The organism is Pseudomonas sp. L13 (genome assembly GCF_009935965.1).
GTDB lineage: Bacteria > Pseudomonadota > Gammaproteobacteria > Pseudomonadales > Pseudomonadaceae > Aquipseudomonas > Aquipseudomonas lactis.
On sequence record NZ_QODJ01000024.1, the window covers coordinates 58,824 to 82,463 of the forward strand.

Genomic DNA, 23,640 nt, shown 5'->3' on the forward strand with positions numbered 1-23,640 from the left:
TACCCAGCACTGACTTGAACCTGTTTGCGACTGACGAGGTTGAGCTGCCTGCGGTCGGGCTGGTAACAGGGCTGTCTGGGGGTGTCGTCGGTTTTTTGCCGCCAAGCACGGTCTGGAACCTGGTGGCGATGGTGCTGCCCGGGGCAGGCGGTACCCGGGTCGATGGCGCGGGTGGAGGGGATGGCACCCTGACCGATGGCGTGGGGGCCGGAGTGGGCCGGGGAATTCGCGGCAGTGAGATCGACCGCCCGAAAGGCGCCCAACGCTTGTTGCGCACCTTCGGCGTTTGCCCTTCATCCTGCGCAGACGGCTGCGTGCCGTGCTCTGGCTGAGCCTGATCAACCGGCTCATCCCAATCCATTGCCGAAGGTTGCGGTTGAGGCATAGACGTAACGTTATGTTGAACAGGGAGTTGTGGCACAAGAGTAGTTATTGGACTTGTAATATTCATGTGTTGTCACTCTAGTAGTTTCAAACGACTGTGATTAAGGGCAAGCAACGCTTTGCCCTTATTCCATCAGTGCTTAAAACAACGCGCCACGTTCCGGGACGACGTGAGTGCGTAGAGCGATAAAAAACCTTAAATCACGTGGGACGAAAAACGAGCAGTCCGCAATAACTGAGTTATTCCGACAACTGTCGCGCCCCTAATGCATAACCTCACGTGAAATCCCATGTTTGCGTAACTTGCGGTACAGCGTATTGCGACTGACGCCCAACTGTTCAGCCACATGGCTCATATGCCAGCGCTGCTGCGCCAACGCATCGAGTAATGCCTGGCGCTCGGCGCTCTCCAGCGGCGAGGCGCACGGCGCATCCACCCTCTCCCCCTGGGGCCGCACCTGTCGAATCAGCGCCGGCAAGTCCTCAAGCCCGACTCGCCCGCCCTCACAAAGCGCCACTACTGTGCGCAACACCGTACGCAACTGCCGCAGGTTTCCCGGCCATTGGAATGTTAGCAAGGCTTGGCGCGCAGGCTCGTCCAGCACCACCTGCTCGGTGCCCGCCTCTTGCGCCAGGAGGAAGTCCAACAGTTGCGACTTGTCAGTGCGTTCGCGCAACGGCGGCAGCGCCACTTCCAAGCCGTTCAGGCGGTAATACAGGTCTTCGCGAAAGCTGCCATCGGCCACACGCTCCAGCAAATTGCGGTGCGTGGCGCTGATGATGCGCACGTTCACGGCTTGGGGTTCACCACCGATAGGCACCACCAGGCGGTCTTCCAGCACCCTTAACAGGCGGGTTTGCAGCGCCAGGGGCATGTCGCCGATTTCATCGAGAAACAGCGTGCCGCCATCGGCCTGTTGCAGCTTGCCGCGCATACCTTCTTTAAGGGCGCCGGTGAAACTGCCGGCGCGATAGCCAAACAATTCGCTCTCGATCAGGTTTTCTGGAATCGCCGCACAGTTCAGTGCGACAAAGGCCTTGTCACCCCGCTGGCTGGATTGATGAACGGCCTTGGCGAAGGCTTCTTTACCACAGCCGGTTTCACCGTTGATCAGCAAGGGCACGTCGCGCTCAAACACTCGCGAGGCCTTGCGCAGCTCATTTTGCAACGCCGGGTCGCCCAGGCAGATACCCAAAGGCCGTAGCGCCTGCGGCTTGAAGATAGGGGCCGGCGCACTGCGCGGCTGGCCTCGCAGCGCTGCAAACAGAGACCGACCCTCGCGGGTGCGCAGCGGCCAACTGGCCGTGGCGTTCGCGCTGGCCCGCCCCAGCAACTGGTCCAGGGAACAGTCGAAAAACGCTTCCACCGGCTGGCCCACCAAACCGCCGCGCAACTGCCCCAACAGGTTCAGGGCGCTCTGGTTGACCGCACAAATGCGCCCTTCGCCATCGAACGCCAGCAAGCCCTCGCTGAACAACCCTACCGACTCGGCCTGCAGGTGAAAACGCAACAGCCAGTGATGTTCGAAGTGACGCAGGAAATAGCAACTTTCGATCATCTTGGCCGACAGGTTCACCAACGCCATGGTGTGGAACTGGCTCTGGCGCGACACGGCTTCGCGGGCCGAAGACACATCCAGCACCGCCAGCAATTCACCATGAGGGTCGAACACCGGGCTGGCCGAACAGGTCAGCCCGGTATGGCGGCCGCGAAAGTGTTCGTCACGGTGGATCGTCAACGACTGCCGTTCCACCAGGCAGGTGCCGATGCCGTTGGTGCCTTCGCAGGCTTCGCTCCAGTCAGCGCCCAGCCATAAGCCAGCGCGCTCGAAGATCTTGCGCTCCGACGGCGCGGTGACACAGTTGAGGATCACCCCACGCGCATCGGTGAGCAGCACTGCATGCCCGGCGCCGGAAAGCTGTTGATGCAGGCTGTTCATCTCACTGCCAGCGATGTGCAGCACTTGGCGCAGGCGTTCGCGACTTTCCAGCAGGCGCCCGTGTTCGAGCACGGTGGGCGCGATGGTCAGCGCCGGGTCGAGGTGGTAGTCCTCCACACAGCGCAGCCAGGAGCGGGCGATGGACGGGTCGCTGCCAGGCCCCTGGGAAAGCTCTTGGCCCCGGGTGACGGTCAGGACTTGCTGGGCATGGCGGCTGAAATGATCGTTATGCATGTTCTTATTATTCTCCCTGCGTGAGAACGCCCAGCATCCCCCAGCCATTGGGCCTTTGCAATCCCGGCCCGACCCACCGGTCACAGGCTGTACCGCTTATGGCACAAACTGTCACCACGCCTGTACCACACCTGTCACGGCACCGCCTTGCGACAAAGCCCAACCCATTGATTTTGCTGGCCCGCACAGCAGTGGCCCAACCTTTGCTCTACGCTTTATAACGCGCTTGCCGCGCTGTACTCCAATAAACATAAAAGCAGGAGATGCTCACCATGCGTTATGCACACCCCGGTACTGAAGGCGCCATCGTTTCGTTCAAGGCCAAATACGGCAACTACATCGGCGGCGAATTCGTGGCGCCAGTCGATGGCAACTACTTCTCCAACACCTCGCCGGTCAACGGCAAGCCGATTGCCGACTTCCCGCGTTCTACCGCCAAAGACATCGACAAGGCGCTGGACGCCGCCCACGCCGCCGCGGACGCCTGGGGCAAAACCTCGGCCCAGGACCGTTCGCTGGTGCTGCTGAAAATCGCCGACCGCATCGAGCAAAACCTCGAACTGCTGGCCATCACCGAAACCTGGGACAACGGCAAGGCCGTGCGTGAAACCCTCAACGCCGACATCCCCCTGGCCGCCGACCACTTCCGCTACTTCGCCGGCTGCATCCGCGCCCAGGAAGGCAGCAGCGCCGAAATCAACGAACTCACCGCCGCCTACCACTTCCACGAACCGCTGGGCGTGGTCGGCCAGATCATCCCGTGGAACTTCCCGCTGCTGATGGCCGCGTGGAAACTCGCGCCAGCCCTGGCCGCCGGTAACTGCGTGGTGCTCAAGCCCGCCGAGCAAACGCCGCTGGGCATCAGCGTGCTGATGGAACTGATCGGCGACCTGCTGCCGCCAGGCGTGCTGAACGTGGTGCACGGTTTTGGCAAGGAAGCCGGCGAAGCCCTCGCCACCAGCAAGCGCATTGCCAAGATCGCCTTTACCGGCTCAACGCCTGTGGGCTCGCACATCATGCATGCGGCGGCGGAGAACATCATTCCGTCCACGGTCGAGCTGGGCGGCAAGTCGCCGAACATCTTCTTCGCCGACATCATGAAAGCGGAACCTGCATTCATCGAAAAAGCCGCCGAAGGCCTGGTGCTGGCGTTCTTCAACCAGGGCGAAGTGTGCACCTGCCCTTCCCGTGCACTAGTGGAAGAGTCGATCTACGACGACTTCATGAAAGTGGTGATGAAGAAGGTCGAATCGATCAAGCGTGGCGACCCGCTGGACACCGACACCATGGTCGGCGCCCAGGCGTCCGAGCAGCAGTTCGACAAGATCCTGTCCTACCTGGAAATCGCCAAGGGTGAAGGCGCGCAATTGCTTACGGGCGGCAAGGTCGAGAAGCTCACGGGCGACCTGGCCACCGGCTATTACATCCAGCCGACCCTGCTCAAGGGCACCAACGACATGCGTGTGTTCCAGGAAGAAATCTTCGGCCCGGTGGTGAGCATCACCACCTTCAAGGACGAAGCCGAAGCCCTGGCGATTGCCAATGACACCGAGTTCGGCCTGGGCGCAGGCCTGTGGACCCGCGACATCAACCGCGCCTACCGCATGGGCCGGGCCATCAAGGCTGGCCGCGTGTGGACCAACTGCTACCACCTGTACCCGGCGCATGCCGCGTTTGGCGGTTACAAGAAGTCTGGTGTGGGCCGTGAAACCCACAAGATGATGTTGGATCACTACCAGCAGACCAAGAACTTGCTGGTGAGCTACGACATTAATCCGCTGGGCTTTTTCTAACCCCACCGAGGCAACAACCGTCACTGTAGGAGCGAGCTTGCTCGCTCCTACATTACCGGCGTGTATCAGCCAAACAAGGGGTAACTGACAGGCCGCTATCGCAGGCAAGCCAGCTCCCACACTTGATATCACAAGCAATTGCTACCTCGTTCGGCACATAGACGCCGAGTCAAAAACAATAAGAATGGAAGGTACTTCCCATGCCTAGCGAACCCACTGGTTCTTCTGTCGACTTCGAAAAAGTCGGCACCGATTACTTTCAACAACGCGAACTGAAAAAAGGCGCCGCCGGCTGGGTACTACTGGTTGGCCTGGGCGTCGCCTATGTTATTTCCGGAGACTACGCCGGCTGGAACTTCGGCCTAGCCCAGGGCGGTTGGGGCGGCATGTTCCTCGCTACTTTGCTGATGGCCACCATGTACCTGTGCATGTGCTTTTCCCTGGCCGAGTTGTCTTCCATGATCCCCACGGCTGGCGGTGGCTACGGTTTTGCCCGCAGCGCCTTCGGCCCCTGGGGCGGGTTCCTCACCGGCACTGCCATCCTTATCGAATACGCCATCGCGCCCGCCGCCATCGCGGTGTTTATCGGCGCCTATTGTGAGTCGCTGTTCGGCATTGGCGGCTGGATGATTTACCTGGCGTTCTACATCATCTTTATCGGCATCCACATTTTTGGTGTGGGTGAAGCCTTGAAGCTGATGTTTGTGATCACCGCCGTCGCCGCGATCGCCCTCGGCGTGTTCCTGGTGTCGATGGTGCCGCACTTCAACGTCGCCAACCTGCTCGATATACCCGTGACCGAGGCCAAGGGCGCCAGCAGCTTCCTGCCGTTCGGCTACGTCGGCGTGTGGGCCGCGATCCCTTATGCCATCTGGTTTTTCCTGGCGGTGGAAGGCGTGCCGCTGGCCGCTGAAGAAACCAAGAACCCCAAGCGCGACCTGCCGCGCGGGCTGATTGGCGCGATTGTGGTGCTGACCAGTTTTGCCCTGTTGATCCTGGTGATCGCGCCGGGCGGTGCGGGGACTTACGCGCTGATCAAATCCGGCAACCCCCTGGTTGAAGCGCTGGCCTTATCCTACGGCGGTTCCACCTGGATGGGCGGCTTCGTCAACCTGGTCGGGCTGGCGGGTTTGATCGCGAGCTTTTTCTCGATTATCTATGCCTATTCGCGGCAGATCTTTGCCTTGTCCCGTGCCGGTTACCTGCCGCGCAAATTGTCCGAGACCAACAAGAGCAAGGCGCCGGTATTGGCCCTGGTGATCCCTGGGATTATCGGCTTTGGCCTGTCGCTGACCGGCCAGGGTGACTTGTTGATTCTGGTGGCGGTGTTTGGCGCCACGATTTCCTACGTGTTGATGATGGCCGCCCACATCACCCTGCGCATCCGTCGCCCTAAAATGGAGCGGCCATACCGCACGCCCGGTGGCATCTTCACCTCGGGTGTGGCGCTGGTGCTGGCCTGCGTGGCCGTGGTGGCGGGCTTTCTGGTGGACCCGCGCGTGGTGATTGGCGCGGCGATCATCTATGGAGTATTAATTGCTTACTTTGCTTTCTACAGCCGGCATCACTTGGTAGCAGGCACGCCGGAAGAGGAATTCGCGGCGATCCAGGCCGCAGAGGCCGCCTTGCACTAACTGCCGAAAACCTCGACGCGGCGCCTTGCACACAGCAGGCCCGCGTCATCAAGGAGACACTGTATGGCAAGCTTTTCCCACGCGGTGGGTGCTCAAACCTACCGCTTCGACAGCCTCAAGGACGTGATGGCCAAGGCCAGCCCGGCACGCTCCGGGGACTTCCTCGCCGGTGTCGCCGCGCAGAATGACGGTGAGCGTGTGGCGGCGCAGATGGCGCTGGCAAATATCCCGCTCAAGCACTTCCTGCAGGAAGCATTGATTCCTTATGAAAGCGATGAAGTCACCCGGCTGATCATCGACACCCACGATAAACAGGCGTTTGCAGCGGTCAGCCACCTCACCGTCGGCGGCCTGCGCGACTGGCTGCTCAGCGACGCGGCCGATGAACATGCCCTACGCGCCTTGGCGCCAGGGCTGACACCGGAAATGGCCGCGGCCGTGTCCAAGATCATGCGCGTGCAAGACCTGGTGCTGGTGGCGCAAAAGATCCGCGTGGTCACCCAATTTCGCGGCACTCTGGGCCTGCGTGGGCGCTTGTCCACCCGCTTGCAGCCCAACCACCCCACCGACGAACCGGCCGGCATCGCCGCGAGCATTCTCGACGGCCTGCTGTACGGCAACGGCGACGCCATGATCGGCATCAACCCGGCCACCGACAGCATCGCCTCGATCTGCGCCATGCTGGAGATGCTCGACGCGATCATCCAGCGCTACGAAATCCCCACCCAGGCCTGCGTGCTGACCCACGTCACCACCTCCATCGAAGCGATCAACCGCGGCGTCCCCCTGGACCTGGTGTTTCAGTCGATTGCCGGTACCGAAGCGGCCAATGCCAGTTTCGGGATCAACCTGAACGTGCTGCAGGAAGGTTATGACGCGGGCTTGAGCCTCAAGCGCGGCACCCTGGGCCAGAACCTGATGTACTTCGAAACCGGCCAGGGCAGCGCCTTGTCGGCCAATGCGCACTTTGGCGTCGACCAGCAAACCTGTGAAACCCGTGCCTACGCCGTGGCGCGGCACTTCAAGCCGTTTCTGGTGAACACCGTGGTCGGTTTTATCGGCCCGGAGTACCTGTACAACGGCAAGCAGATTATCCGCGCGGGCCTTGAAGACCACTTCTGCGGCAAGCTGCTCGGCGTGCCCATGGGGTGCGACATCTGCTACACCAATCACGCCGAAGCCGACCAGGACGACATGGACACCCTGCTGACCCTGCTCGGCGTGGCCGGCATCAACTTCATCATGGGCATCCCCGGCTCCGATGACATCATGCTCAACTATCAGACCACCTCGTTCCATGACGCCCTGTACGCCCGGCAAACATTGGGTTTAAAACCGGCGCCGGAGTTCGAGCAGTGGCTGGCGAAAATGGGCATCTTCACGCAGGCTGATGGCAAGGTGCATTTTGGCAACAGCCTGCCACCGGCCTTCCGCCACGCCTTGGCGCAATTGGGATGAAGGAGCCGACTGTGCAACCAGAATTGCCTGACAACCCGTGGCTGGAACTGCGCCGCCTCACCCCGGCGCGTATTGCCCTGGGCCGCACCGGTACCAGCCTTCCCACCAACGCCCAACTGGACTTCCAGTTTGCCCACGCCCAGGCGCGGGACGCGGTGCATTTGCCGTTCGATCACACCGGCCTCAGCCGCCAATTGGCCGAACGTGGCCGAGACAGCCTGTTGCTGCACAGCGCCGCCACAGACCGGCACATGTACCTGCAACGCCCGGACCTGGGGCGACGCTTGAGCGATGAGTCGGCTCAGACGCTGCGCGACTACGCCTCGGCCCAGCCCGATGGGGTGGACTTGGCCATCGTGGTAGCCGATGGCCTGTCGGCACTGGCGGTGCATAAACACACAGCGCCATTTCTGGCGCGCCTGGAAGAACAGACCCACGCCGAAGGCTGGTCCTTGTCACCGGTGATTCTGGTGGAGCAAGGCCGCGTGGCGGTAGCCGATGAAATCGGGCAGCTACTGGGCGCCAAGATGGTGGTGATCCTGATCGGCGAACGGCCGGGGCTCAGCTCGCCGGACAGCCTGGGCCTGTATTTCACCTACAACCCCAAGGTCGGCCTCACCGATGCCTATCGCAACTGCATCTCCAATGTGCGGCTGGAGGGCTTAAGTTATGGCATGGCGGCCCATCGCTTGCTGTACTTGATGCGAGAGGCGTGTCGCCGGCAGTTGTCGGGGGTTAATCTCAAGGATGAGGCACAGGTTCAGACCCTCGAATCGGACGACCCGGACCTGATGAAAGGCAATTTCCTGCTCAGCCCGGCGGATGACCGATAGCGGTACGATTGCGCTTTTTGGCGTCATTAGGCAGCATCGAGTCACGGCCGCTCGTGTGGTCATACCCATTTGGAAGTTGAGGCCTGGCATGCGGATTACTCAAGCGACCCTGGAACACCTGGACCTGTTGACCCCGTTGTTCGTCAAATACCGCGAGTTCTACGGGGCCTTGCCGTTCCCGGACTCGTCACGGGCTTTTCTGGAAAAGCGCCTGCGGCGCAAGGAGTCGGTGATCTACCTGGCCCTGGCTGACGATGACGACAAGCGGCTGCTGGGCTTTTGCCAGCTGTACCCGAGTTTTTCTTCGCTGTCGCTCAAGCGGGTGTGGATCCTCAACGACATCTATGTGGCCGAGGACGCACGCCGGCAACTGGTGGCGGACAACCTGATGCGCACGGCCAAGAAAATGGCCAAGGACACCCACGCGGTGCGGTTGCGGGTATCGACCAGCAGCGATAACGAGGTGGCGCAGAAGACCTATGAGTCGATTGGGTTTCGCGAAGACACCGAATTCAAAAACTACGTGTTGCCGATCAACGAAGACTGAAAACCGGTAAGCCAAACACCGCAATATCCTTGTGGGAGCTGGCTTGCCTGCGATGGCGGAGTGTCAGCGAGCACTTCTCATACTGACCCACCGCTATCGCAGGCAAGCCAGCTCCCACATTGGGTCCGGCGACGGGCTTGAAGCCCAACCCCTTCACAATTTCGCGACACTCCCCGCTACAAAAGCCACACGCTTTTCACCTCTCAATCCGTATAATGCCGACCTTTCAGGGTTGTAAGAACCGCGACAGTTACTTGTAGCCTTATTACCTGAGCTTCCGCACAAGCCCGCTGAGTCGGGCTATTCACACAGGTGCCATCCATGGATTTCAACCCGCTCGACCTTATCCTGCATCTCGACGTCTACCTCGACATGCTGGTAACCAATTACGGTCCGTGGATCTACGCCATTCTGTTCCTGGTGATTTTTTGCGAAACCGGCCTGGTGGTCATGCCCTTCCTGCCGGGCGACTCCTTGCTGTTTATCGCCGGTGCCGTAGCGGCCGGCGGCGGTATGGACCCTGTCTTGCTGGCCGGCCTGCTGATGCTGGCGGCCATCCTCGGCGACAGCACCAACTATGTGATCGGACGAACGGCGGGCGAGCGCTTGTTCAGCAACCCGAACTCGAAAATCTTCCGCCGCGACTACCTGCAAAAAACCCACGACTTCTACGACAAGCACGGCGGCAAGACCGTGACCCTGGCGCGCTTCCTGCCGATCCTGCGTACCTTCGCGCCGTTCGTCGCCGGCGTGGCCAAGATGCCGTATCCGCGCTTCTTCGGCTTCAGCGTACTGGGCACCATCCTGTGGGTCGGCGGCCTGGTGACCTTGGGTTACTTCTTCGGCAACGTGCCTTTTATCAAGAAGAACCTGTCGCTGCTGGTGGTGTTCATCATCCTGCTGTCCCTGGTGCCGATGATTATTGGCGTAGTGCGCAGCCGCTTTGGCCGCACGTCCTCCGAAGCCAACCCACACTGACCGCCCGTGTGGTCCTTCAGCGCCTGGCGTCGCCGGCGCCTGCTGGCCAAGCACCCGATTGCCGATGACACCTGGCAACGGGTGCGCCACCACCTGACCTTCCTTGACGGCATTACGCCGGAGCAAGACCAGTGGCTGCGCGAAGCCTGCGTGGTGTTCCTCAGCGAAAAACACCTCACCGCCCTGCCCGGCGTCGAACTGCACCAGGAACAACGCCTGCTGCTCGCCGCCCAGGCGCAATTGCCGCTGATGAACCTGGGCGACCTCGACTGGTACCAAGGCTTTCATGAGATCGTGCTGTACCCCGACGACTTCCTCAGCCCGCAACGCCATCGCGATGCCAGCGGCGTCGAACACGAGTGGGACGGCGAACACAGCGGCGAAGCCTGGCAACAAGGCCCGGTGATCCTCGCCTGGCCCGGCGTGCTCGCCAGCGGCCAATGGGAAGGCTACAACCTGGTCATCCACGAACTGGCGCACAAGCTGGACATGCTCAACGGCGACGCCAACGGCCTGCCGCCCCTGCACCACGACATGCGCGTGCAAGACTGGGCCAGCATCATGCAAGGCGCCTTCGATGACCTCAACCGCCAATTGGACGCCAACCCGGACGCCGAGACCGAGTTAGACCCCTACGCTGCGGAAAACCCGGCGGAATTCTTTGCCGTCACCAGTGAATATTTCTTCAGCGCCCCGGATTTACTGGCCAATAGTTATCCACAGGTGTACGCCCAACTCAGCCGCTTTTATCGCCAGGATCCCCTGGCCCGCCTGACTCAACTGCAAGCCTGCGACCCGCGCTACTCGCCACAGGGCGAATGACCGTACGACGCTTGGCGCATGGCATCGGCGTCAGAATATGCCTATAATCGCCGCCACTTTTAGGCCAATCCGGCCATGTCCTATGGCCAACTAACGGGGGCAACGCCCAATGAGCTACAGCAAGATTCCGGCTGGCAAAGACCTGCCGAACGACATCTACGTCGCCATCGAAATTCCGGCCAACCACGCGCCGATCAAATACGAAATCGACAAAGACAGCGACTGCCTGTTCGTTGACCGTTTCATGGCCACCCCGATGTTCTACCCGGCCAACTACGGTTTTATCCCTAACACCCTGGCTGACGACGGTGACCCCCTCGACGTGCTGGTGGTGACCCCTTACCCGGTCACCCCAGGCTCGGTTATCCGTGCGCGCCCAGTTGGCATCCTGAACATGACCGACGACGGCGGCGGCGATGCCAAAGTCATCGCAGTGCCACACGACAAGCTGTCGCAGCTGTACGTGGACGTGAAAGAATACACCGACCTGCCGCCACTGCTGCTGGAACAGATCAAGCACTTCTTCGAGAACTACAAAGACCTCGAAAAAGGTAAATGGGTGAAGATCGACGGTTGGGGCAACGCAGACGCCGCCCGCGCCGAGATCATGAAGTCGGTTGCCGCCTACAAAGGCTGATACCCGCGCCTCATTGCCACGGCAAATAAAAGAGCCCCGTTAATTCGGGGCTTTTTTATGGGGCGGATTAAACATCAAGTTCAATGTTTATTTGAGACGTTTAACTAAGTTGCATACCTGAAAGATCCAGCCACAACTAAGCCAAATCCTACAACTGCAAATCAACGCATGGTTTATTTGATTAGACTTTCCGGCCAGTAAACTCTGCGTTTATGAATACATCAGGTGATCGTTTAAAAGCGCTACTACGGGAAGTTCATCTTTCCGCCTCCGACTTCGCCAAGAACCGCGGCGTCACGCCTCAGCACGTGAACAACTGGTTCAAACGCGGCGTCCCCATGGGCCGACTCAACGAGATCGCAGAGTTGCTGTGCGTCTCAAGTCGCTGGTTAAGCGACGGCAAAGGCCCCAAACACCCACCCGCCAACTACCTGTTGGAAGGCCCCACCGCAAGGATTGCAACCGCCCGCGAAGACACAGGCAAATACCTCACAGGCCCCGCCTGCCGCCCGGAAAAAACCGACGTGGAGATCCCTCTCCACCCCACCTTCACCTCAACCGAACGCATCCGCGTCTCCCTGCACAGCCTGGAAACACTCAACGTAAACCCCGACCGCGCCGTAGGCGCCTACATGGTCGACAACAGCATGATCGACATCATCCAACAAGGCGCCAGCCTCGCCATCGACCGAGGCCGCACCCAAATCATCGATGGCGAAATCTACGCCGTCGAACACGACGGCATGCTGCGCATCAAATACCTCTACAACCGCCCTGGCGGCGGCCTGCGCATGCGCAGCCACAACGCCAGCGAACACCCGGACGAATACCTCAACCACGAGGAACGCTTCGAACAAAGCTTCAAGATCGTCGGCTGGGTATTCTGGTGGTCCACCCTCAACAACCGCCGCCCACCGGTGCCCCTGGATGAACACTTGCTGGGCTGGGAAGGCTCTAAGTCGGAACCGGAGGTGGGCAACTGAAGTGAATGTGGGTATCATGCGCCGCACATTTGGCAGGGGTCGCTTTTAGCTGATTCCCTGCTGGCGAAGCGGAGGAGTTCCCGCGGATGCCCCTACTATTCAGCCTGACGCAATGTGGGCTGAGCGATTTGAAGGCTGGTGAGGTTTGTCAAAAACAAGCTGAGGCAGTCCCCGAAAAGCCGGCCACAAGCCGGCTTTTTAATGTCTGCTGAACACGCAATACACCGTCGCGCGCCGTGCTGGCGACAAGCGAAGTTGGGCAACAGGCCGCTGCTCAAATGATAAGAGGATGTGTTGATATGTCGCCAATAACGACATGAAGGTAAAACGTGTCGCCAAAGATGCCAGATAGCGACATGAATGCGGTAAATGAGCAGGCAGCCAGTGCGGCATTGAATCAGCACCTTGCTGACTCAATGCCAATGTCACCTCACCTGGGCTGCAAACACTCCACCGCCCTATCCGCCACCATCTTCGCCATCTCCACCAAATGCATCACCGCCCTTTGCGGCGCAGCCACTGACTCGCCGATCACTTGCGACGTAGCCAGCGCACAATGCAGCAACTCAGCCACCTGCACCCAGGCATCCTCGAAGCTCAGTTCTTCATTGACCGTGAATGGGTTGGTTGCGCCTGACGACGGCGAATCCGAAACAACGTTATCCATAGCAAAACTCCAATCGATAATTTGAAGCTGCCATTTACGCGACTAAACGAAAGGTGGCAGCTGTGCGCAGGTTAGTCGACCGGTCGATTGGAACCCGGCGCACCCGAAGGTGCCCTGCGCACAGCCACCATAAGATGCAGGCGATGGGGTGCCTGACTCATGAGTTGCTTATGCGCCAATCGAATCCGGGCGACTAAACCCGATCACTGAATTAGCAGTGACGGTCAGCAGCCTAGTCACCCAATTCCACTGGCGCAAGCGGTTGGGATTCTCTCGGAAACGTCCTGCAAAGGAAAGGGATCGGACCTGCTGGCTACTCAAAATCAGGCAATTCACTCCTGTTCTGCACAGCAACCCGGAGGCCATAAATCGGGCGCTAACCATTGTCCGCTTTAAGTTGACAGTAAGACTCATCCCACCCGATTTATCCCTCATCACCCACCCATTAATCTGTGCCCATGTTGAACGCAACGCCCAACCAACCTAAACAAAAAAGGATTCAACCATGAGCGCTCCAACCTACAACCGCTTGAACAAAGACGACGCCATTGTTCTGCTGGTCGACCACCAGACCGGCCTGATCTCCCTGGTGCAGGATTTCTCCCCCAACGAGTTCAAGAACAACGTGCTGGCCCTGGCTGACCTGGCCAAGTTCTTCAACTTGCCGACCATCCTCACCACCAGTTTCGAGCAAGGCCCTAACGGCCCGCTGGTTCCAGAACTGAAGGAGATGTTCCCGGACGCGCCATATATCGCTCGCCCTGGTCAGATCAACGCCTGGGACAACGAGGATTTCGTCAAGGCGATCAAGGCCACCGGGCGTAAGCAGATCATCATTGCCGGTGTGGTGACGGATGTGTGTGTGGCGTTCCCGACCTTGTCGGCGCTGGCAGAAGGCTTTGAGGTGTTTGTGGTGACGGATGCGTCGGGCACGTTCAATACCACCGTGCAGCAGGCGGCGTGGAGCCGGATGACGCAGGCCGGTGCGCAGTTGATGAACTGGTTCTCGGTGGCGTGTGAGTTGCACCGCGACTGGCGCAACGATATCGAAGGGCTGGGGAATTTGTTGTCCCAGCGGATTCCTAACTATCGCAATTTGATGAATGGGTATGCGGCGCTGACAGCTCATCAGAAGTAAACCAGCCGAGCATCACAAAAGCCTGCCTTTAAGCGCAGGCTTTTTTATGGGCGAATGGTTCTGTTCAGCCTAAATCAGGACCCCGTCAGATTTCCTTAATCCAAGATCAAGTGCGGCAGAAACCGGCTCGAGTCCTTGGTGATCAAACTATTGTCCTCGCGCACGCCGATGCCGGCGGCCTGGTCGCCAATGACCCAAGAGCCGATCAGCGTGTAGCTGTCACCAAATTTTGGCAGCGGTGCGAACTCTTGAAGGATGAAGGGCGCATCCGTGTAGGGGCCGTCTTCTTTTACGATCAGGCCGTCGGCGGTTTGCAGTTCGATGTTGGCGCCTTCCCGGGAGAAGAACGGTTTGCGCACCCAGCCCTTGGGCACGGCTTTACCTGGGTCGGTATCCAGGTGGGACGCGAGCAGGTTGGGGTGGCCTTTGTTGAATTCCCACAGCAGCGGCAGGATGCCTTTGTTGGAAATAATGGATTTCCACGCGGGCTCGAAGAACTGTGTGTCGCTCTGGGCAATCGCGGCACCAAAGGGTTCGTGGAAGATGAACTCCCAGGCGTGCAGTTTGAACAGGTGGGGGATCCAGCGATCTTCAAGGTCGACGAAGCGGCCCTCGCTGGTCAGGCCGATGTCTTCGATGTCGATGTGCCGCGATTCGATGCCGACCTTTTCGGCGACCAGGCGCAGGTAGTCGGTGGTGCCTTTGTCTTCGACCGAGTCTTTCATCGAAGCGAAGTAGAACGGCTGGTTGACCTGCAGTTGGGCGAAGGCCTGGTGCAGTTTGGTGTCGATGCTATTGAACTGGTCGGCGTGCTTGGGCAGCAGGCCGCGTTCGATGCATTGTTCCAGCCAGCCCCACTGAAACGCGGCTGCTTCGTAGAGGCTGGTGGGGGTGTCGTAGTTGAGCTCCAGCAACTTGGCGGGCCCGCTGCCGTTGTAGGAGAAGTCCATGCGCCCGTACAGGTGCGGGTGGCCTTCGAGCCATGAGGTGCGGATCATGTCGTAGAACGGCGCGGGGATGCTCAGGCGTTCAAGCAGTTCTTCGCTGTGGACCACGCGGGCGACGAGGTCCATGCACATGTCATGGAGCTCGGTGGTCGGGTCTTCGAGGTCGCGCTCGATTTGCTTGAGCGTGAACTGGTAGTACGCGCTTTCGTCCCAGTAGGGTTCGCCGTCGATGGTATGGAACAGGAAGCCGAGGCTCTCGGCGGTATGTTTCCAGTCATGACGCTCTGCGCATTGGATCTTCTTCATGGCCGGTTTCCTTAGCTGCTCGACCCGCCGCCCCAGCCGCTGCGTGCGCTGGCTTTGCTGCCGAAGCCGCCGCGGGAGGTGGCCGATGAAACGGAACTCGACTGGGTGGAAGAGCGCAGCGTGCTGGTGTAATTGCTGCTGCCGTAGCGGGCTTGGTTGGAACGGCCAAAGGTCGCCCCGTTGGACACGCGTTGGTTGAGCGTCGAGTTACCGTAGTTGCCGCGATCATCGCGATAGCGGTACACCGGTTCCGAACGGTAGCTGTTGCGGTTGTTGCTCAGCATGTTGCCGATCAGCAAGCCGGTCAGCAGGCTGCTGGTAGAGAAGCCTGAGCCGCCGCTGGCCTGAGCGTTGGCCGCTTGCGCATTGGCAGCGTCGACTTGGGATTGGGTCACCTGGCCTTCGGCGGTCAGTTCGAAACCGCCCAAGCGCGGGATGAATTTGCCGGTGGAGTCTTGCTGGCACCAGTCAGCGACAAAGTCGGCGTCGCAATCGGCCTGGCTGTCATACACCGGCGCTATGCGGCGATGCTCAGCCATGGCCGTCATGTAGGCGTCCGAGCAGACGTCCACCGGGAGCTTTTCATCGGCGCATTGCTGTACCGATTGGAAGTTGTACTTCTTTTGCAGGTCGTAGGTTTTTTCCGTTGGGCCACAGCCGGATATCGCCATGGCGACCGACGCTGCCAGCGACAGCTGGACGTACTTGCTTCGTTTCATCGGGAGCTCCGTGGGCAATCAGTTCGAGGTGGGCGTCATGCACGCGGCATTCAGCATGCCGACGCTGATGGCCACCGCGGCCACGTAGATACCGGCCGCCAGTTCGCCCTTCTTGATGCGCTCGGACGTGCCTTTGAGCACCAGGCTGGTCAGCAGGAACGCCAGCAGTTGGACGACGGCGGCGATCACGGCCCAGACGATGAAGTCGAGAACGTTGATCGAGTAGGCAATCACGTTGCTGGCCGGAATGGCGAAACCGACAATGGCACCGCCCAAGGCGACCGCTGCGGAGGTGTTGCCCGCACGGATCAATTCGAACTCCTTGTGCGGGGTGATGCGGGTGTAGATGAACTGGAACAGCGCGAACAGTACCGCAGCCCCCAGGATGTAGAGGACAAAGCCGAGCACGGCGGCTTTGTTGAGGGAGATGGAGAGTGCTTCTAGCATGGACGGCTTCCTTTTTTAGAGCGTAGTCAGGTCGGTGGTGTACAGCGAAATGCCCAGGGATGTGCTCAGGCTGATGGTGCCTTCGGCATCTTCTTCGACGGAGAACAGCAGGAACTCTCGACGGTCGGTCAGGCCGGTGTCGCGGGCGTATAGCATCGAACGGTGCTCGACGTTGTAGGTGGCTTCTGGGCTGGTGACCTGTTCGCTCATCGCCACCAGTTCGGTCTGGCCGTCCTCGCTGCCCCACTCCCGGAAGAACTCGACGCCGTCGTGGGTGTAAGTCGGCAGCCCGATCAGGCTCTGTGGGCCCGCCAGCCTGCGCAGTTCCGCTTCGCTGCTGATGGTGACGTAACTGAGGTAGTTGAACAGAATCACCGACTCGACCTGGCCTGCAACCTGGCCGGTGGTGTGCACCTGCAACCAATAATCTTCGTCGTTCATGTAATAGCGCGACAGCCAGGTGGACTGGCCGAGGTCGATGGTGCCGTTGCTCCAGATTTCCTGGGAGCCGGGGATCACCACGTTGGTTTTTTCATCGAGCAGCAATTTCAGGGTGGTGTCGAACATCACCCCCTTGCCCGGTGCCAGGCCCAGCGGGCCGGTGGTGGGCAGGCTTGGGCTGACGGCCCGGTTCGAGTCGGTAGTGGCTTTTGGGGCCTCAAGCCCCATCAACTGTTTAAGCCATCCCATGGGAGATTTCCTTAAGCCGAGTGGAAGCGATGTAGAAGAGTTCGCCGCCTTTGACCTGTGTGGCATTGGGCGGGTTGATCGACGCCTGCTGAATACCTTGGGCGCGATAGCCGATGAGGGTGGCGTTGTGCCGCTCCTTCATCTGCGTGTAAAGCTCGCCGAAGGTTGCCTCAAAGGCATCGGGCAATTTCATCAGGTACTGGGTGGCGCCCTGCCCCACGCACAGCAATTCATTGATGACCACCGACGAGCCCGGATCCTGAGAGGCGCGCACCAGCATTTCGATTGCCATGCTGGACGTGCATTCCAGGCGCGGGGCGTAGGAGCTGGCGAGTGCTGCGATTTCACTTTCGTTGAAGTGGGCAACCACATGCCCGACGGGGCACAGTTGGTTCACCGCCAGCACGGTAGCCAGGGTCAGGTCGTCAGACGGGGTTCGCACCAGCACGCGCTCGGCACCGGGCACACCGGCACGCAGCAACAGTGCGGTGGAGGATAGGCTTTCGCCGCGGATGAACGCCGCTTTGCCCGGCATCGGGTTTTCTTCAAGGCTGCAATCGCAGATCACGATCAGGTTGTCGTTCGAGGTTTCGTCTTGCAGCAATAATTCAATCACCCGTTCGCTGGACGCGCCCTCCCAGCCGATCAGCACGGTATGGCCGACCTTGCCGGTGAAATCACCTTTGCCCTTCATGCCTTTTCTCCATGCATCGATAACACTGCTGGTGGTTTTGCCGATGGCTGCCGTGAGCAGCGCAATGCCCCCGAGCATGACCCAGGCCGCCACGAAAATTCGCCCCGCCGAGGTCTGCGGTGCGAGGTCGCCATAGCCGACGGTGAGTGTGGTGGTGAGATAGAAGTAGATAAACGTGGCGAGGGCGGTGAGGTGTTGTTCGCCCAGCAACACCAGGCCCAGATAAGCCGTGCTCAAGTGGACACCCAAGGCAACGATCAGCCCTGCCCAACCGAAGCGGTGAAAGAGCGACGAGGCGTACATGCGTAACAAAAGGAAAATCGACATTTAGCCCCTGGCTCCCTGGGTACTTGAATCCTGACGACAGCATCGCCTCGATGTCTGGATGCTCAAGTGCGTTCACCCGGCATTAAACCCGCTGCGCGGCGTGGATAGAAGTACCTTGGCTGCAATAAATCCGGCGAGCGCACCAAACAGATGCCCTTCGAAGGAAACGCCCTGCCGGGGAAGGAAGCCCACGATCAGCCCGCCATACAGCAAAGCCACGACAGCGGCGGTTAGCAGGTTGCCCCAGCTTCTGTGGAACCAGGCGCGAGACAGCAGGTAGGCCCATAGCCCGAACACCCAGCCGCTGGCGCCGACGTGTACGCCTGAAAAACCAAACAGCCAGACCAACAAGCCACCCAGCAGAATGACGATGGCACTGACGGTAATGAACCGGTTGACCCCTTCGATCATGACCAGGGAGCCCAAGACCAAAAAGGCAATCAGGTTGGCGCTCAGGTGGCCGAAGGAAGCGTGTAAAAACGGTGAAGTGAGGATGCCGAACAGGCCTTGCAGCGTTCTGGGGATTAGCCCGAACGCCATGAGGCTGTAACCGGTGGCCACATTGAGCAGTTGCAGCGCGACCATGAAGAGGGCCAGGCCTGCGATTGTCTTGAAACCGTTCAAGGCGTTCATCCTGACCTCAACATACAAAAGAAGGGCACTGCCACTGTGGCGAGGGAGCTTGCTCCCGCTGGGGCGCGGAGCGGCCCCAAAAACAGGACTGCTGCGCAGCCCAGCGGGAGCAAGCTCCCTCGCCACAGAGTTGCAGGCTTAACTGACCTGCGTTGATTACTCAGCCGACTTTTGCTTCAAGCGCTCCAGAATCGCATTGGCACTGCCTTCGTTCGGCGTGATGCCGGCATCGCGCAGTTTGCGTTCCAGGTCTGTCCCCGTCGACGCTTCAGCCAGTTCATCCTGGGCTTGCAGCTCAGCGGCACGTTGCTGCTGCTTGGCCTGCAAGCGATTGAGCGTACCGACCGCGGTTTCCAGCTTGCCGTTGGCTCCGCCGCTGGCAATCGAGGCACTGACCTGGGCCTTTTGCACGCTGTCGCGAGCCTTGGCCATGTCCACTTGCTGGCGCAGGCTTTTGATGCGGCTCTCGGCCTTGGTGATGTCTTTGCGCATGCTCTCAGCGTACCCACCGAACTCGGTGGTCTGCTTTTGCTCCACATCCCGCTCGTTGGTCAGGGTCGAAATGGCTTCGGCCACTTCCAGTGCGAGGTCTTCACGGTTGGCCTGGATAGCGGCCATCGCCTTGGATTCCAGGTCTTTGATCTTGGCGTCGTACTCGCTAACACGATCAGCCGCCAGTTTGTGCTTGGCCATGATGCTCACCAGCTCACGCTTGGCATTGGCCAAGGCGCTGTCTGCATCGCGAATTTCCTGGTCAAGGATGCGCAGGGCCTGTTGGTCGACGATCGATTCGCCGACTTCGCTGGCACCGCCACGCAACGCGGTGAACAATTTGCTCCAGATGGACTGAGTCATTGGGTTTTCCCGAATAATTAAATGAAGAAACGTTCGAAGGCTTCGCTGGCGCGCTGCACGTTATCAACCAGGGTTTTCACCTCGGTCACGATGTTGGTCAGGCTGGAGTCGGAGCTGAGCGCACCGAACATGTTGTAAACCACCTGCCCGTTCGGCATGGACTCGATACCGATGGACGACAACGGGAACATCTCCCGGCTGCGCAGCACGGCGTCGTTGAATTTCGCGACATCGTTGATGGACTCGGCGTCGACCAGGACGGTATCCACGATGATTTGCTCGCCCACCACCGCGATGTAAATCGGCAAGCCACCAAAGTCGTTCATCTCAAGCTTGATGCTGGACTCGGAGCCTTGGACGAGAGAAAGCGTAATGTCATTGGACGTCACGTCATCCAGCGCCTGAAGAGCACTGAAGAGGCGATCGATATTCCAGTTGGTACCTGCGCTCATGAAATTCTCCGACATGAATGAGCCAGCCAGGATCGGTTGGCGTAGCTGTTTCTCCATTTGCTTGAGCAGGCTTCGGTTTTCGGGAAGCACCCAAGTCTCGTGTTTCACATAACCGGCCGCCGCCAGCCCCGCGCGCATCTGCTTCATGTAAAAGCTCGACGGCTTTTTTGCGGGCGGCTTCAAGCGCTCTCCCTTGAGGCTTGCTGAATCGGTATCGGACCCAGTTGATGGGCTCGATGGAGAGCTGCTGCTCATGGTACTGACCTCGCTGTGAAAAACTCACGCGTGAGAAAATCTACAGGCAATCTTCAAGGTACTCAATAGCTCACGCGTGAGATTTTTCCTTACATTTTTTCAGCCACCGAAAGTCTCAGCTACCCCGCCAACTCTCGCTCGATTTGCTCGATGCTAGGCAAGCTCGATTGCAGTTCGGCTGGCAAAGACTCCATCAGTTGATATTGCGCCACACCAATAGGTCGGTTGTTATCGCGCAGTGCATATTCAGCCACCACTTCATTTTTACCCTTGCACAACAAGAGGCCGAGAGTCGGGCCATCCTGTGGGTGCTTTATCTCGGCATCCACCGCCGCGAGATAGAAGCTCAATTTGCCCAGGTGCTCAGGTTTGAACTTGCCCGCCTTGAGTTCGATCACCACATAGCAACGCAGCTTCAGGTGATAGAACAACAGGTCGATGAAGAACTCATCGCCGCCAACATTCAGCAGCACTTGCCGACCAACGAAGGCAAAGCCTGCGCCCAACTCCAACAAAAAGTCAGTGACGTGCTTGATCAGGGCATTTTCGATCTCGCGCTCTTGCGCATTCTGCCCCAGGCTGAGGAAATCAAAGCGGTACGGGTCTTTGAGGGATTCGCGCGCCAGGTCGGATTGCGCTTTGGGCAGATGGCTTTCGAAGTTGCTGACGGCCTTGCCACTGCGCTCCAGCAGGCGGTTTTCAATGTGCATCACCAGTGTGTTGCGCGACCAGTTATGTTTAACGGCCTGAATGATGTACCAACGACGAGTTTCGGGGCCGGGAAGCTTATCGAGCAGCACCACGTTGTGGCCCCAAGGCAATTGTGCAGCAGCCTGTTGCACAAATTCCGAATCCGGCCACGCCTCGGCAAAAGCACGCATGTATTTCAGATTGCGCGGCGAAAAACCCTTGATGTCAGGAAAGGCCGCTCGCAGATCTTGCGCAAGGCGGTCGATCACTTTGCTACCCCAACCTTGAGCATGCTGACGCATCAAAATATCGTGCCCGATCTGCCAGTAAAGCAGCACCAGCTCACGATTGACTGCGATTGACGCACGCTGTTGCGCCTGATGGATACGGCCCTTGAGGTCTGTCAGCCAATCGCCGTAGCCCTCAGGAGGCGCGATCAACCCGATAGAAGCTTCGCTCATGCCTTTTTTACCCTGGTGTTTTCAGCAGGCTAGCCAGCCCACAGTACCGTCACAAGCGTTCATGAGCACTTCAGGAAGGGTCCTGCGCACCTCACAGAAAGGTCCTGCTGGCACTTGACTCTCCCCTATACGGCAACCCCTACCCTGAATGCCCTTTTCAGGACCTATCACCATGAGTCAGCGCATCCTGGTCATTCTCGGCCACCCATCCTCCGATAGTTTTTGTTCCGCTCTCGCGCACACTTATATCCACGCCGCTAAAACGGCCGGTCACGAAGTCCGCGTCCTGCGCCTGGGTGATCTCAGCTTCGACCCGATCCTTCATCATGCTTACACCCAGGTTCAAGCCCTGGAACCCGACTTGCTCAGCGCCCAAGCCGACATCCTCTGGGCCGAGCACCTGGCGTGGGTGTTCCCGGTCTGGTGGGGCGGCATCCCGGCACTGATGAAGGGCTTTATCGACCGCGTTTTCCTCCCCGGCTTTGCCTTCAAATATCGTGCAGGCAAGGCATTCCCAGACAAGCTGTTAAAGGGCCGAACCGCGCACTTGTTAGTGACCCTCGATACGCCGTCGTGGTATTACCGCTGGGTTTATCGCATGCCGGCCATCCACCAGATGCGTCGCACCACGCTGGCGCTGTGCGGCATCACGACGAGCAAGACGCTGCTGTTGGGGCCGGTGCTGGGCTCTACGCTGACGCAGCGGGCCAAATGGCTGAAGCAGGCCAGCGCACTATTTGAAAAAGGGAGTTTTCATGTACATCGGCAAAGCCGCGCAGTTGTCCGGCACGACCATCAAGGCGATTCGTCACTATGAGGCGATTGGATTAATGCCCGAGCCTCAGCGCCTTGGCGGCTATCGCGTTTATACGGCGCAGAGCGTGGAGCGATTGACCTTTATCAAATGCGCCCAGCAACTGGGGTTCAAACTCAAGGAGTTGCAGGAGATTTTGCTGGGGTACGACGGTGACGCCTTTCCCTGGGACAGGGCGGACCAAGCCATCGCCAACAAGAAGCACGCGCTGGCCGCGCAAATCACCGTGTTGCAACGGATGCAGGCGGGCTTGATTGAGTTTGAAACCCAACTGAAAGATGCCCAAGGGCAATGCTCGTCAATCAGTAGTGTCGCCATTTGAAGTAGCCCTTACGCATGAGTTGCCGCTGACTTTTGCGAGCATCTTGTAAGGGTAATCTGATTTTCCAAACCGCTCATCCAGCCGCTTTTCGTTGCGGCAGACTCCGACGCCTTGCCTACTGCCGAGACGTCATGGATGACCCACGCCTCCCACATCGCCTCTATCGAACATGAGCTGGATGGCTTCCATCAGAGCCTGGTGGAATACCGCCAGCAGATGGGCGCCTGGTACTCGCGGGCGTTGGACTCGGTCAGCCATGCAGCGGATTTGCCGTCGTTGCTGGGCATGGACCGGGTACTGCGGGCTGGGGATTCGCAGCGCTCGGTAAGTCTTTCTGACGCGGACTTTTCCACCGTGGCCCGTTGCCCGATGGGTGGCGTGCTGGAAATCGAGAGCAAGTTCGAGTCGGTGTATGACGTACCGATTGGCGATATCCCCGTTGAGGTGATCGGCCTGGATGACGGCAGCTCCACGCGGGTGATGCTCGATGAGCACGGCAAGGGCTCGCACTACTGCGCCGCTGGCGGGCGCTATGAGGTGCGGGTTCAGGGGGGTGTTTCGGCGGAGCAAGTGGAGGCCTTGTTTACCTCCTATGCCGGGCTGACGGCGGACTTGGAACAGTGGCTTCGGTCACAGTGGAAAGGCTTCAAACCCCACTGGGAACGCTCTACTGCCAGCGCAATTAGCAGCGGCGTGCTGGCGGGCAGTTGGGCGGTGATCACGGATGTGTGGGACAGCATCAAGCTGGTGCAGGCGATGCTTGAAGACCCGTTGAAGTACGTCGAGCAACTGGGTAGCGAAGCGGCCAAGTTGGCGAAGATCGCCACCGATGCGCCCAAGGTCATGGAACAGGCGATGTTGCTCGCCAGTGATGAAGCGGCGCTGTACCTGTTACTGCGCACTGCCATGATCTGGCTGGAGGCGTTACCGCCCAGTGAGGTCGCGCAAGCGGCCGCAGGTTTTATGGTGTCGTTGCTGAT

At 59.4% G+C, this 23,640-nt stretch carries 24 protein-coding genes and 1 pseudogene; 14 read left to right on the forward strand and 11 right to left on the reverse strand.

The genetic code is table 11. The features are described from left to right. The first annotated feature begins 14 nt into the window (after positions 1 to 14). The gene (locus DK871_RS29140; protein ID WP_161905464.1) at positions 15 to 332 is read left to right on the forward strand and encodes a hypothetical protein; all 318 of its coding nucleotides are present in this window, start codon (positions 15 to 17) and stop codon (positions 330 to 332) included. A gap of 315 nt (positions 333 to 647) precedes the next feature. Here the strand turns inward: DK871_RS29140 and DK871_RS14120 are convergent, their stop codons facing one another. Then, the gene (locus DK871_RS14120; RefSeq protein WP_161905465.1) at positions 648 to 2,558 is read right to left on the reverse strand and encodes a sigma-54-dependent Fis family transcriptional regulator; all 1,911 of its coding nucleotides are present in this window, start codon (positions 2,556 to 2,558) and stop codon (positions 648 to 650) included. Positions 2,559 to 2,830: 272 nt separating this feature from the next. Here DK871_RS14120 and DK871_RS14125 point away from each other — a divergent pair, with 272 nt between their 5' ends. The 9 genes from DK871_RS14125 to DK871_RS14165 all read left to right on the forward strand — a co-directional run bounded on the left by DK871_RS14125 (position 2,831) and on the right by DK871_RS14165 (position 12,243). Further along, complete coding sequence (locus DK871_RS14125; protein WP_005791797.1) at positions 2,831 to 4,351, forward strand: aldehyde dehydrogenase family protein; 1,521 nt, start codon at positions 2,831 to 2,833, stop codon at positions 4,349 to 4,351. A 200-nt stretch (positions 4,352 to 4,551) separates the two neighbouring features. Then, a complete protein-coding gene (eat, locus tag DK871_RS14130; RefSeq protein ID WP_161905466.1) occupies positions 4,552 to 5,985 on the forward strand; it encodes an ethanolamine permease in 1,434 nt (477 codons plus the stop codon). Between the two features lie 63 nt (positions 5,986 to 6,048). Beyond that, on the forward strand, positions 6,049 to 7,443 hold the full coding sequence (locus DK871_RS14135) for an ethanolamine ammonia-lyase subunit EutB (RefSeq protein WP_161905467.1): 1,395 nt from the start codon (positions 6,049 to 6,051) through the stop codon (positions 7,441 to 7,443). Then, positions 7,440 to 8,276, forward strand: coding sequence for an ethanolamine ammonia-lyase subunit EutC (gene eutC / locus DK871_RS14140; protein ID WP_161905468.1), 837 nt, complete (start codon positions 7,440 to 7,442; stop codon positions 8,274 to 8,276). The genes DK871_RS14135 and eutC overlap by 4 nt, the downstream gene beginning before the upstream one ends. 88 nt (positions 8,277 to 8,364) lie before the next feature. Next, positions 8,365 to 8,823 carry an N-acetyltransferase gene (locus tag DK871_RS14145; protein ID WP_003194520.1) on the forward strand — a complete coding sequence of 153 codons (459 nt, stop codon included), beginning with the start codon at positions 8,365 to 8,367 and terminating at the stop codon, positions 8,821 to 8,823. Positions 8,824 to 9,144: 321 nt separating this feature from the next. Next, positions 9,145 to 9,801 (forward strand): DedA family protein, encoded by a 657-nt coding sequence (locus DK871_RS14150; RefSeq protein WP_003194521.1) that lies wholly within the window; start codon positions 9,145 to 9,147, stop codon positions 9,799 to 9,801. Between the two features lie 6 nt (positions 9,802 to 9,807). After that, the gene (locus DK871_RS14155; protein ID WP_161905469.1) at positions 9,808 to 10,623 is read left to right on the forward strand and encodes a zinc-dependent peptidase; all 816 of its coding nucleotides are present in this window, start codon (positions 9,808 to 9,810) and stop codon (positions 10,621 to 10,623) included. A gap of 109 nt (positions 10,624 to 10,732) precedes the next feature. Then, positions 10,733 to 11,260: an inorganic diphosphatase gene (gene ppa / locus DK871_RS14160; RefSeq protein WP_003176323.1), complete on the forward strand. Its 528-nt coding sequence runs from the start codon at positions 10,733 to 10,735 to the stop codon at positions 11,258 to 11,260. Between the two features lie 212 nt (positions 11,261 to 11,472). Beyond that, positions 11,473 to 12,243: a helix-turn-helix transcriptional regulator gene (locus tag DK871_RS14165; protein ID WP_161905470.1), complete on the forward strand. Its 771-nt coding sequence runs from the start codon at positions 11,473 to 11,475 to the stop codon at positions 12,241 to 12,243. A gap of 430 nt (positions 12,244 to 12,673) precedes the next feature. On the opposite strand, the gene DK871_RS14170 is transcribed toward DK871_RS14165, so the two are convergent. Beyond that, positions 12,674 to 12,910 carry a hypothetical protein gene (locus DK871_RS14170; RefSeq protein ID WP_003194531.1) on the reverse strand — a complete coding sequence of 79 codons (237 nt, stop codon included), beginning with the start codon at positions 12,908 to 12,910 and terminating at the stop codon, positions 12,674 to 12,676. 505 nt (positions 12,911 to 13,415) lie between these two features. Between DK871_RS14170 and ycaC the strand changes: the two genes are divergently transcribed. Continuing rightward, on the forward strand, positions 13,416 to 14,048 hold the full coding sequence (gene ycaC, locus DK871_RS14175) for an isochorismate family cysteine hydrolase YcaC (RefSeq protein WP_003194533.1): 633 nt from the start codon (positions 13,416 to 13,418) through the stop codon (positions 14,046 to 14,048). A gap of 95 nt (positions 14,049 to 14,143) precedes the next feature. Here ycaC and DK871_RS14180 read toward each other — a convergent pair whose 3' ends face one another. From DK871_RS14180 to DK871_RS14220, 9 genes are all read right to left on the reverse strand, one after another. Further along, on the reverse strand, positions 14,144 to 15,301 hold the full coding sequence (locus DK871_RS14180; RefSeq protein WP_161905471.1) for a glutathionylspermidine synthase family protein: 1,158 nt from the start codon (positions 15,299 to 15,301) through the stop codon (positions 14,144 to 14,146). A gap of 11 nt (positions 15,302 to 15,312) precedes the next feature. Next, positions 15,313 to 16,020 carry a DUF1190 domain-containing protein gene (locus tag DK871_RS14185; RefSeq protein WP_161905472.1) on the reverse strand — a complete coding sequence of 236 codons (708 nt, stop codon included), beginning with the start codon at positions 16,018 to 16,020 and terminating at the stop codon, positions 15,313 to 15,315. An 18-nt stretch (positions 16,021 to 16,038) separates the two neighbouring features. Next, positions 16,039 to 16,467 (reverse strand): DUF350 domain-containing protein, encoded by a 429-nt coding sequence (locus tag DK871_RS14190; RefSeq protein WP_003194539.1) that lies wholly within the window; start codon positions 16,465 to 16,467, stop codon positions 16,039 to 16,041. A 15-nt stretch (positions 16,468 to 16,482) separates the two neighbouring features. Further along, on the reverse strand, positions 16,483 to 17,157 hold the full coding sequence (locus tag DK871_RS14195; protein WP_161905473.1) for a DUF2491 family protein: 675 nt from the start codon (positions 17,155 to 17,157) through the stop codon (positions 16,483 to 16,485). Next, on the reverse strand, positions 17,144 to 18,178 hold the full coding sequence (locus DK871_RS14200; protein WP_161905474.1) for an ion channel: 1,035 nt from the start codon (positions 18,176 to 18,178) through the stop codon (positions 17,144 to 17,146). The genes DK871_RS14195 and DK871_RS14200 overlap by 14 nt, the downstream gene beginning before the upstream one ends. Positions 18,179 to 18,250: 72 nt before the next feature. Further along, positions 18,251 to 18,811 (reverse strand): rhomboid family intramembrane serine protease, encoded by a 561-nt coding sequence (locus DK871_RS14205; RefSeq protein ID WP_161905475.1) that lies wholly within the window; start codon positions 18,809 to 18,811, stop codon positions 18,251 to 18,253. A 156-nt stretch (positions 18,812 to 18,967) separates the two neighbouring features. After that, on the reverse strand, positions 18,968 to 19,666 hold the full coding sequence (locus DK871_RS14210) for a PspA/IM30 family protein (protein ID WP_161905476.1): 699 nt from the start codon (positions 19,664 to 19,666) through the stop codon (positions 18,968 to 18,970). 17 nt (positions 19,667 to 19,683) lie between these two features. Further along, complete coding sequence (locus tag DK871_RS14215; RefSeq protein ID WP_034126864.1) at positions 19,684 to 20,265, reverse strand: YjfI family protein; 582 nt, start codon at positions 20,263 to 20,265, stop codon at positions 19,684 to 19,686. 227 nt (positions 20,266 to 20,492) lie between these two features. Beyond that, complete coding sequence (locus DK871_RS14220; RefSeq protein ID WP_161905477.1) at positions 20,493 to 21,524, reverse strand: YhcG family protein; 1,032 nt, start codon at positions 21,522 to 21,524, stop codon at positions 20,493 to 20,495. 172 nt (positions 21,525 to 21,696) lie between these two features. Here DK871_RS14220 and DK871_RS14225 point away from each other — a divergent pair, with 172 nt between their 5' ends. The 3 genes and pseudogenes from DK871_RS14225 to DK871_RS14235 all read left to right on the forward strand — a co-directional run. After that, entirely contained in the window at positions 21,697 to 22,341 is a 645-nt protein-coding gene (locus tag DK871_RS14225; protein WP_161905478.1) for an NAD(P)H-dependent oxidoreductase, read from the forward strand. Next, positions 22,280 to 22,660, forward strand: coding sequence for a MerR family transcriptional regulator (locus DK871_RS14230; RefSeq protein WP_161905479.1), 381 nt, complete (start codon positions 22,280 to 22,282; stop codon positions 22,658 to 22,660). Before DK871_RS14225 ends, DK871_RS14230 begins: the two co-directional genes overlap by 62 nt. A gap of 135 nt (positions 22,661 to 22,795) precedes the next feature. Continuing rightward, positions 22,796 to 23,640 (forward strand): annotated as a pseudogene (locus DK871_RS14235) (type IV secretion protein Rhs); the annotation flags it as partial.

What these genes read in the sequence shown, in the direction of transcription:
- DK871_RS14180 (WP_161905471.1), bottom strand. Translation starts at nt 15,301, where the DNA reads ATGAAGAAGATCCAATGCGCAGAGCGTCATGACTGGAAACATACCGCC.
- DK871_RS14125 (WP_005791797.1), top strand. Translation starts at nt 2,831, where the DNA reads ATGCGTTATGCACACCCCGGTACTGAAGGCGCCATCGTTTCGTTCAAG.
- DK871_RS14150 (WP_003194521.1), top strand. Translation starts at nt 9,145, where the DNA reads ATGGATTTCAACCCGCTCGACCTTATCCTGCATCTCGACGTCTACCTC.
- DK871_RS14210 (WP_161905476.1), bottom strand. Translation starts at nt 19,666, where the DNA reads ATGACTCAGTCCATCTGGAGCAAATTGTTCACCGCGTTGCGTGGCGGT.
- DK871_RS14195 (WP_161905473.1), bottom strand. Translation starts at nt 17,157, where the DNA reads ATGGGATGGCTTAAACAGTTGATGGGGCTTGAGGCCCCAAAAGCCACT.
- DK871_RS14135 (WP_161905467.1), top strand. Translation starts at nt 6,049, where the DNA reads ATGGCAAGCTTTTCCCACGCGGTGGGTGCTCAAACCTACCGCTTCGAC.
- eat (WP_161905466.1), top strand. Translation starts at nt 4,552, where the DNA reads ATGCCTAGCGAACCCACTGGTTCTTCTGTCGACTTCGAAAAAGTCGGC.
- DK871_RS14185 (WP_161905472.1), bottom strand. Translation starts at nt 16,020, where the DNA reads ATGAAACGAAGCAAGTACGTCCAGCTGTCGCTGGCAGCGTCGGTCGCC.
- ppa (WP_003176323.1), top strand. Translation starts at nt 10,733, where the DNA reads ATGAGCTACAGCAAGATTCCGGCTGGCAAAGACCTGCCGAACGACATC.
- DK871_RS14200 (WP_161905474.1), bottom strand. Translation starts at nt 18,178, where the DNA reads ATGTCGATTTTCCTTTTGTTACGCATGTACGCCTCGTCGCTCTTTCAC.
- ycaC (WP_003194533.1), top strand. Translation starts at nt 13,416, where the DNA reads ATGAGCGCTCCAACCTACAACCGCTTGAACAAAGACGACGCCATTGTT.
- DK871_RS14220 (WP_161905477.1), bottom strand. Translation starts at nt 21,524, where the DNA reads ATGAGCGAAGCTTCTATCGGGTTGATCGCGCCTCCTGAGGGCTACGGC.
- DK871_RS14120 (WP_161905465.1), bottom strand. Translation starts at nt 2,558, where the DNA reads ATGCATAACGATCATTTCAGCCGCCATGCCCAGCAAGTCCTGACCGTC.
- DK871_RS14165 (WP_161905470.1), top strand. Translation starts at nt 11,473, where the DNA reads ATGAATACATCAGGTGATCGTTTAAAAGCGCTACTACGGGAAGTTCAT.
- DK871_RS14215 (WP_034126864.1), bottom strand. Translation starts at nt 20,265, where the DNA reads ATGAAGCAGATGCGCGCGGGGCTGGCGGCGGCCGGTTATGTGAAACAC.
- DK871_RS14145 (WP_003194520.1), top strand. Translation starts at nt 8,365, where the DNA reads ATGCGGATTACTCAAGCGACCCTGGAACACCTGGACCTGTTGACCCCG.
- eutC (WP_161905468.1), top strand. Translation starts at nt 7,440, where the DNA reads ATGAAGGAGCCGACTGTGCAACCAGAATTGCCTGACAACCCGTGGCTG.
- DK871_RS14225 (WP_161905478.1), top strand. Translation starts at nt 21,697, where the DNA reads ATGAGTCAGCGCATCCTGGTCATTCTCGGCCACCCATCCTCCGATAGT.
- DK871_RS14170 (WP_003194531.1), bottom strand. Translation starts at nt 12,910, where the DNA reads ATGGATAACGTTGTTTCGGATTCGCCGTCGTCAGGCGCAACCAACCCA.
- DK871_RS14190 (WP_003194539.1), bottom strand. Translation starts at nt 16,467, where the DNA reads ATGCTAGAAGCACTCTCCATCTCCCTCAACAAAGCCGCCGTGCTCGGC.
- DK871_RS14230 (WP_161905479.1), top strand. Translation starts at nt 22,280, where the DNA reads ATGTACATCGGCAAAGCCGCGCAGTTGTCCGGCACGACCATCAAGGCG.
- DK871_RS14205 (WP_161905475.1), bottom strand. Translation starts at nt 18,811, where the DNA reads ATGAACGCCTTGAACGGTTTCAAGACAATCGCAGGCCTGGCCCTCTTC.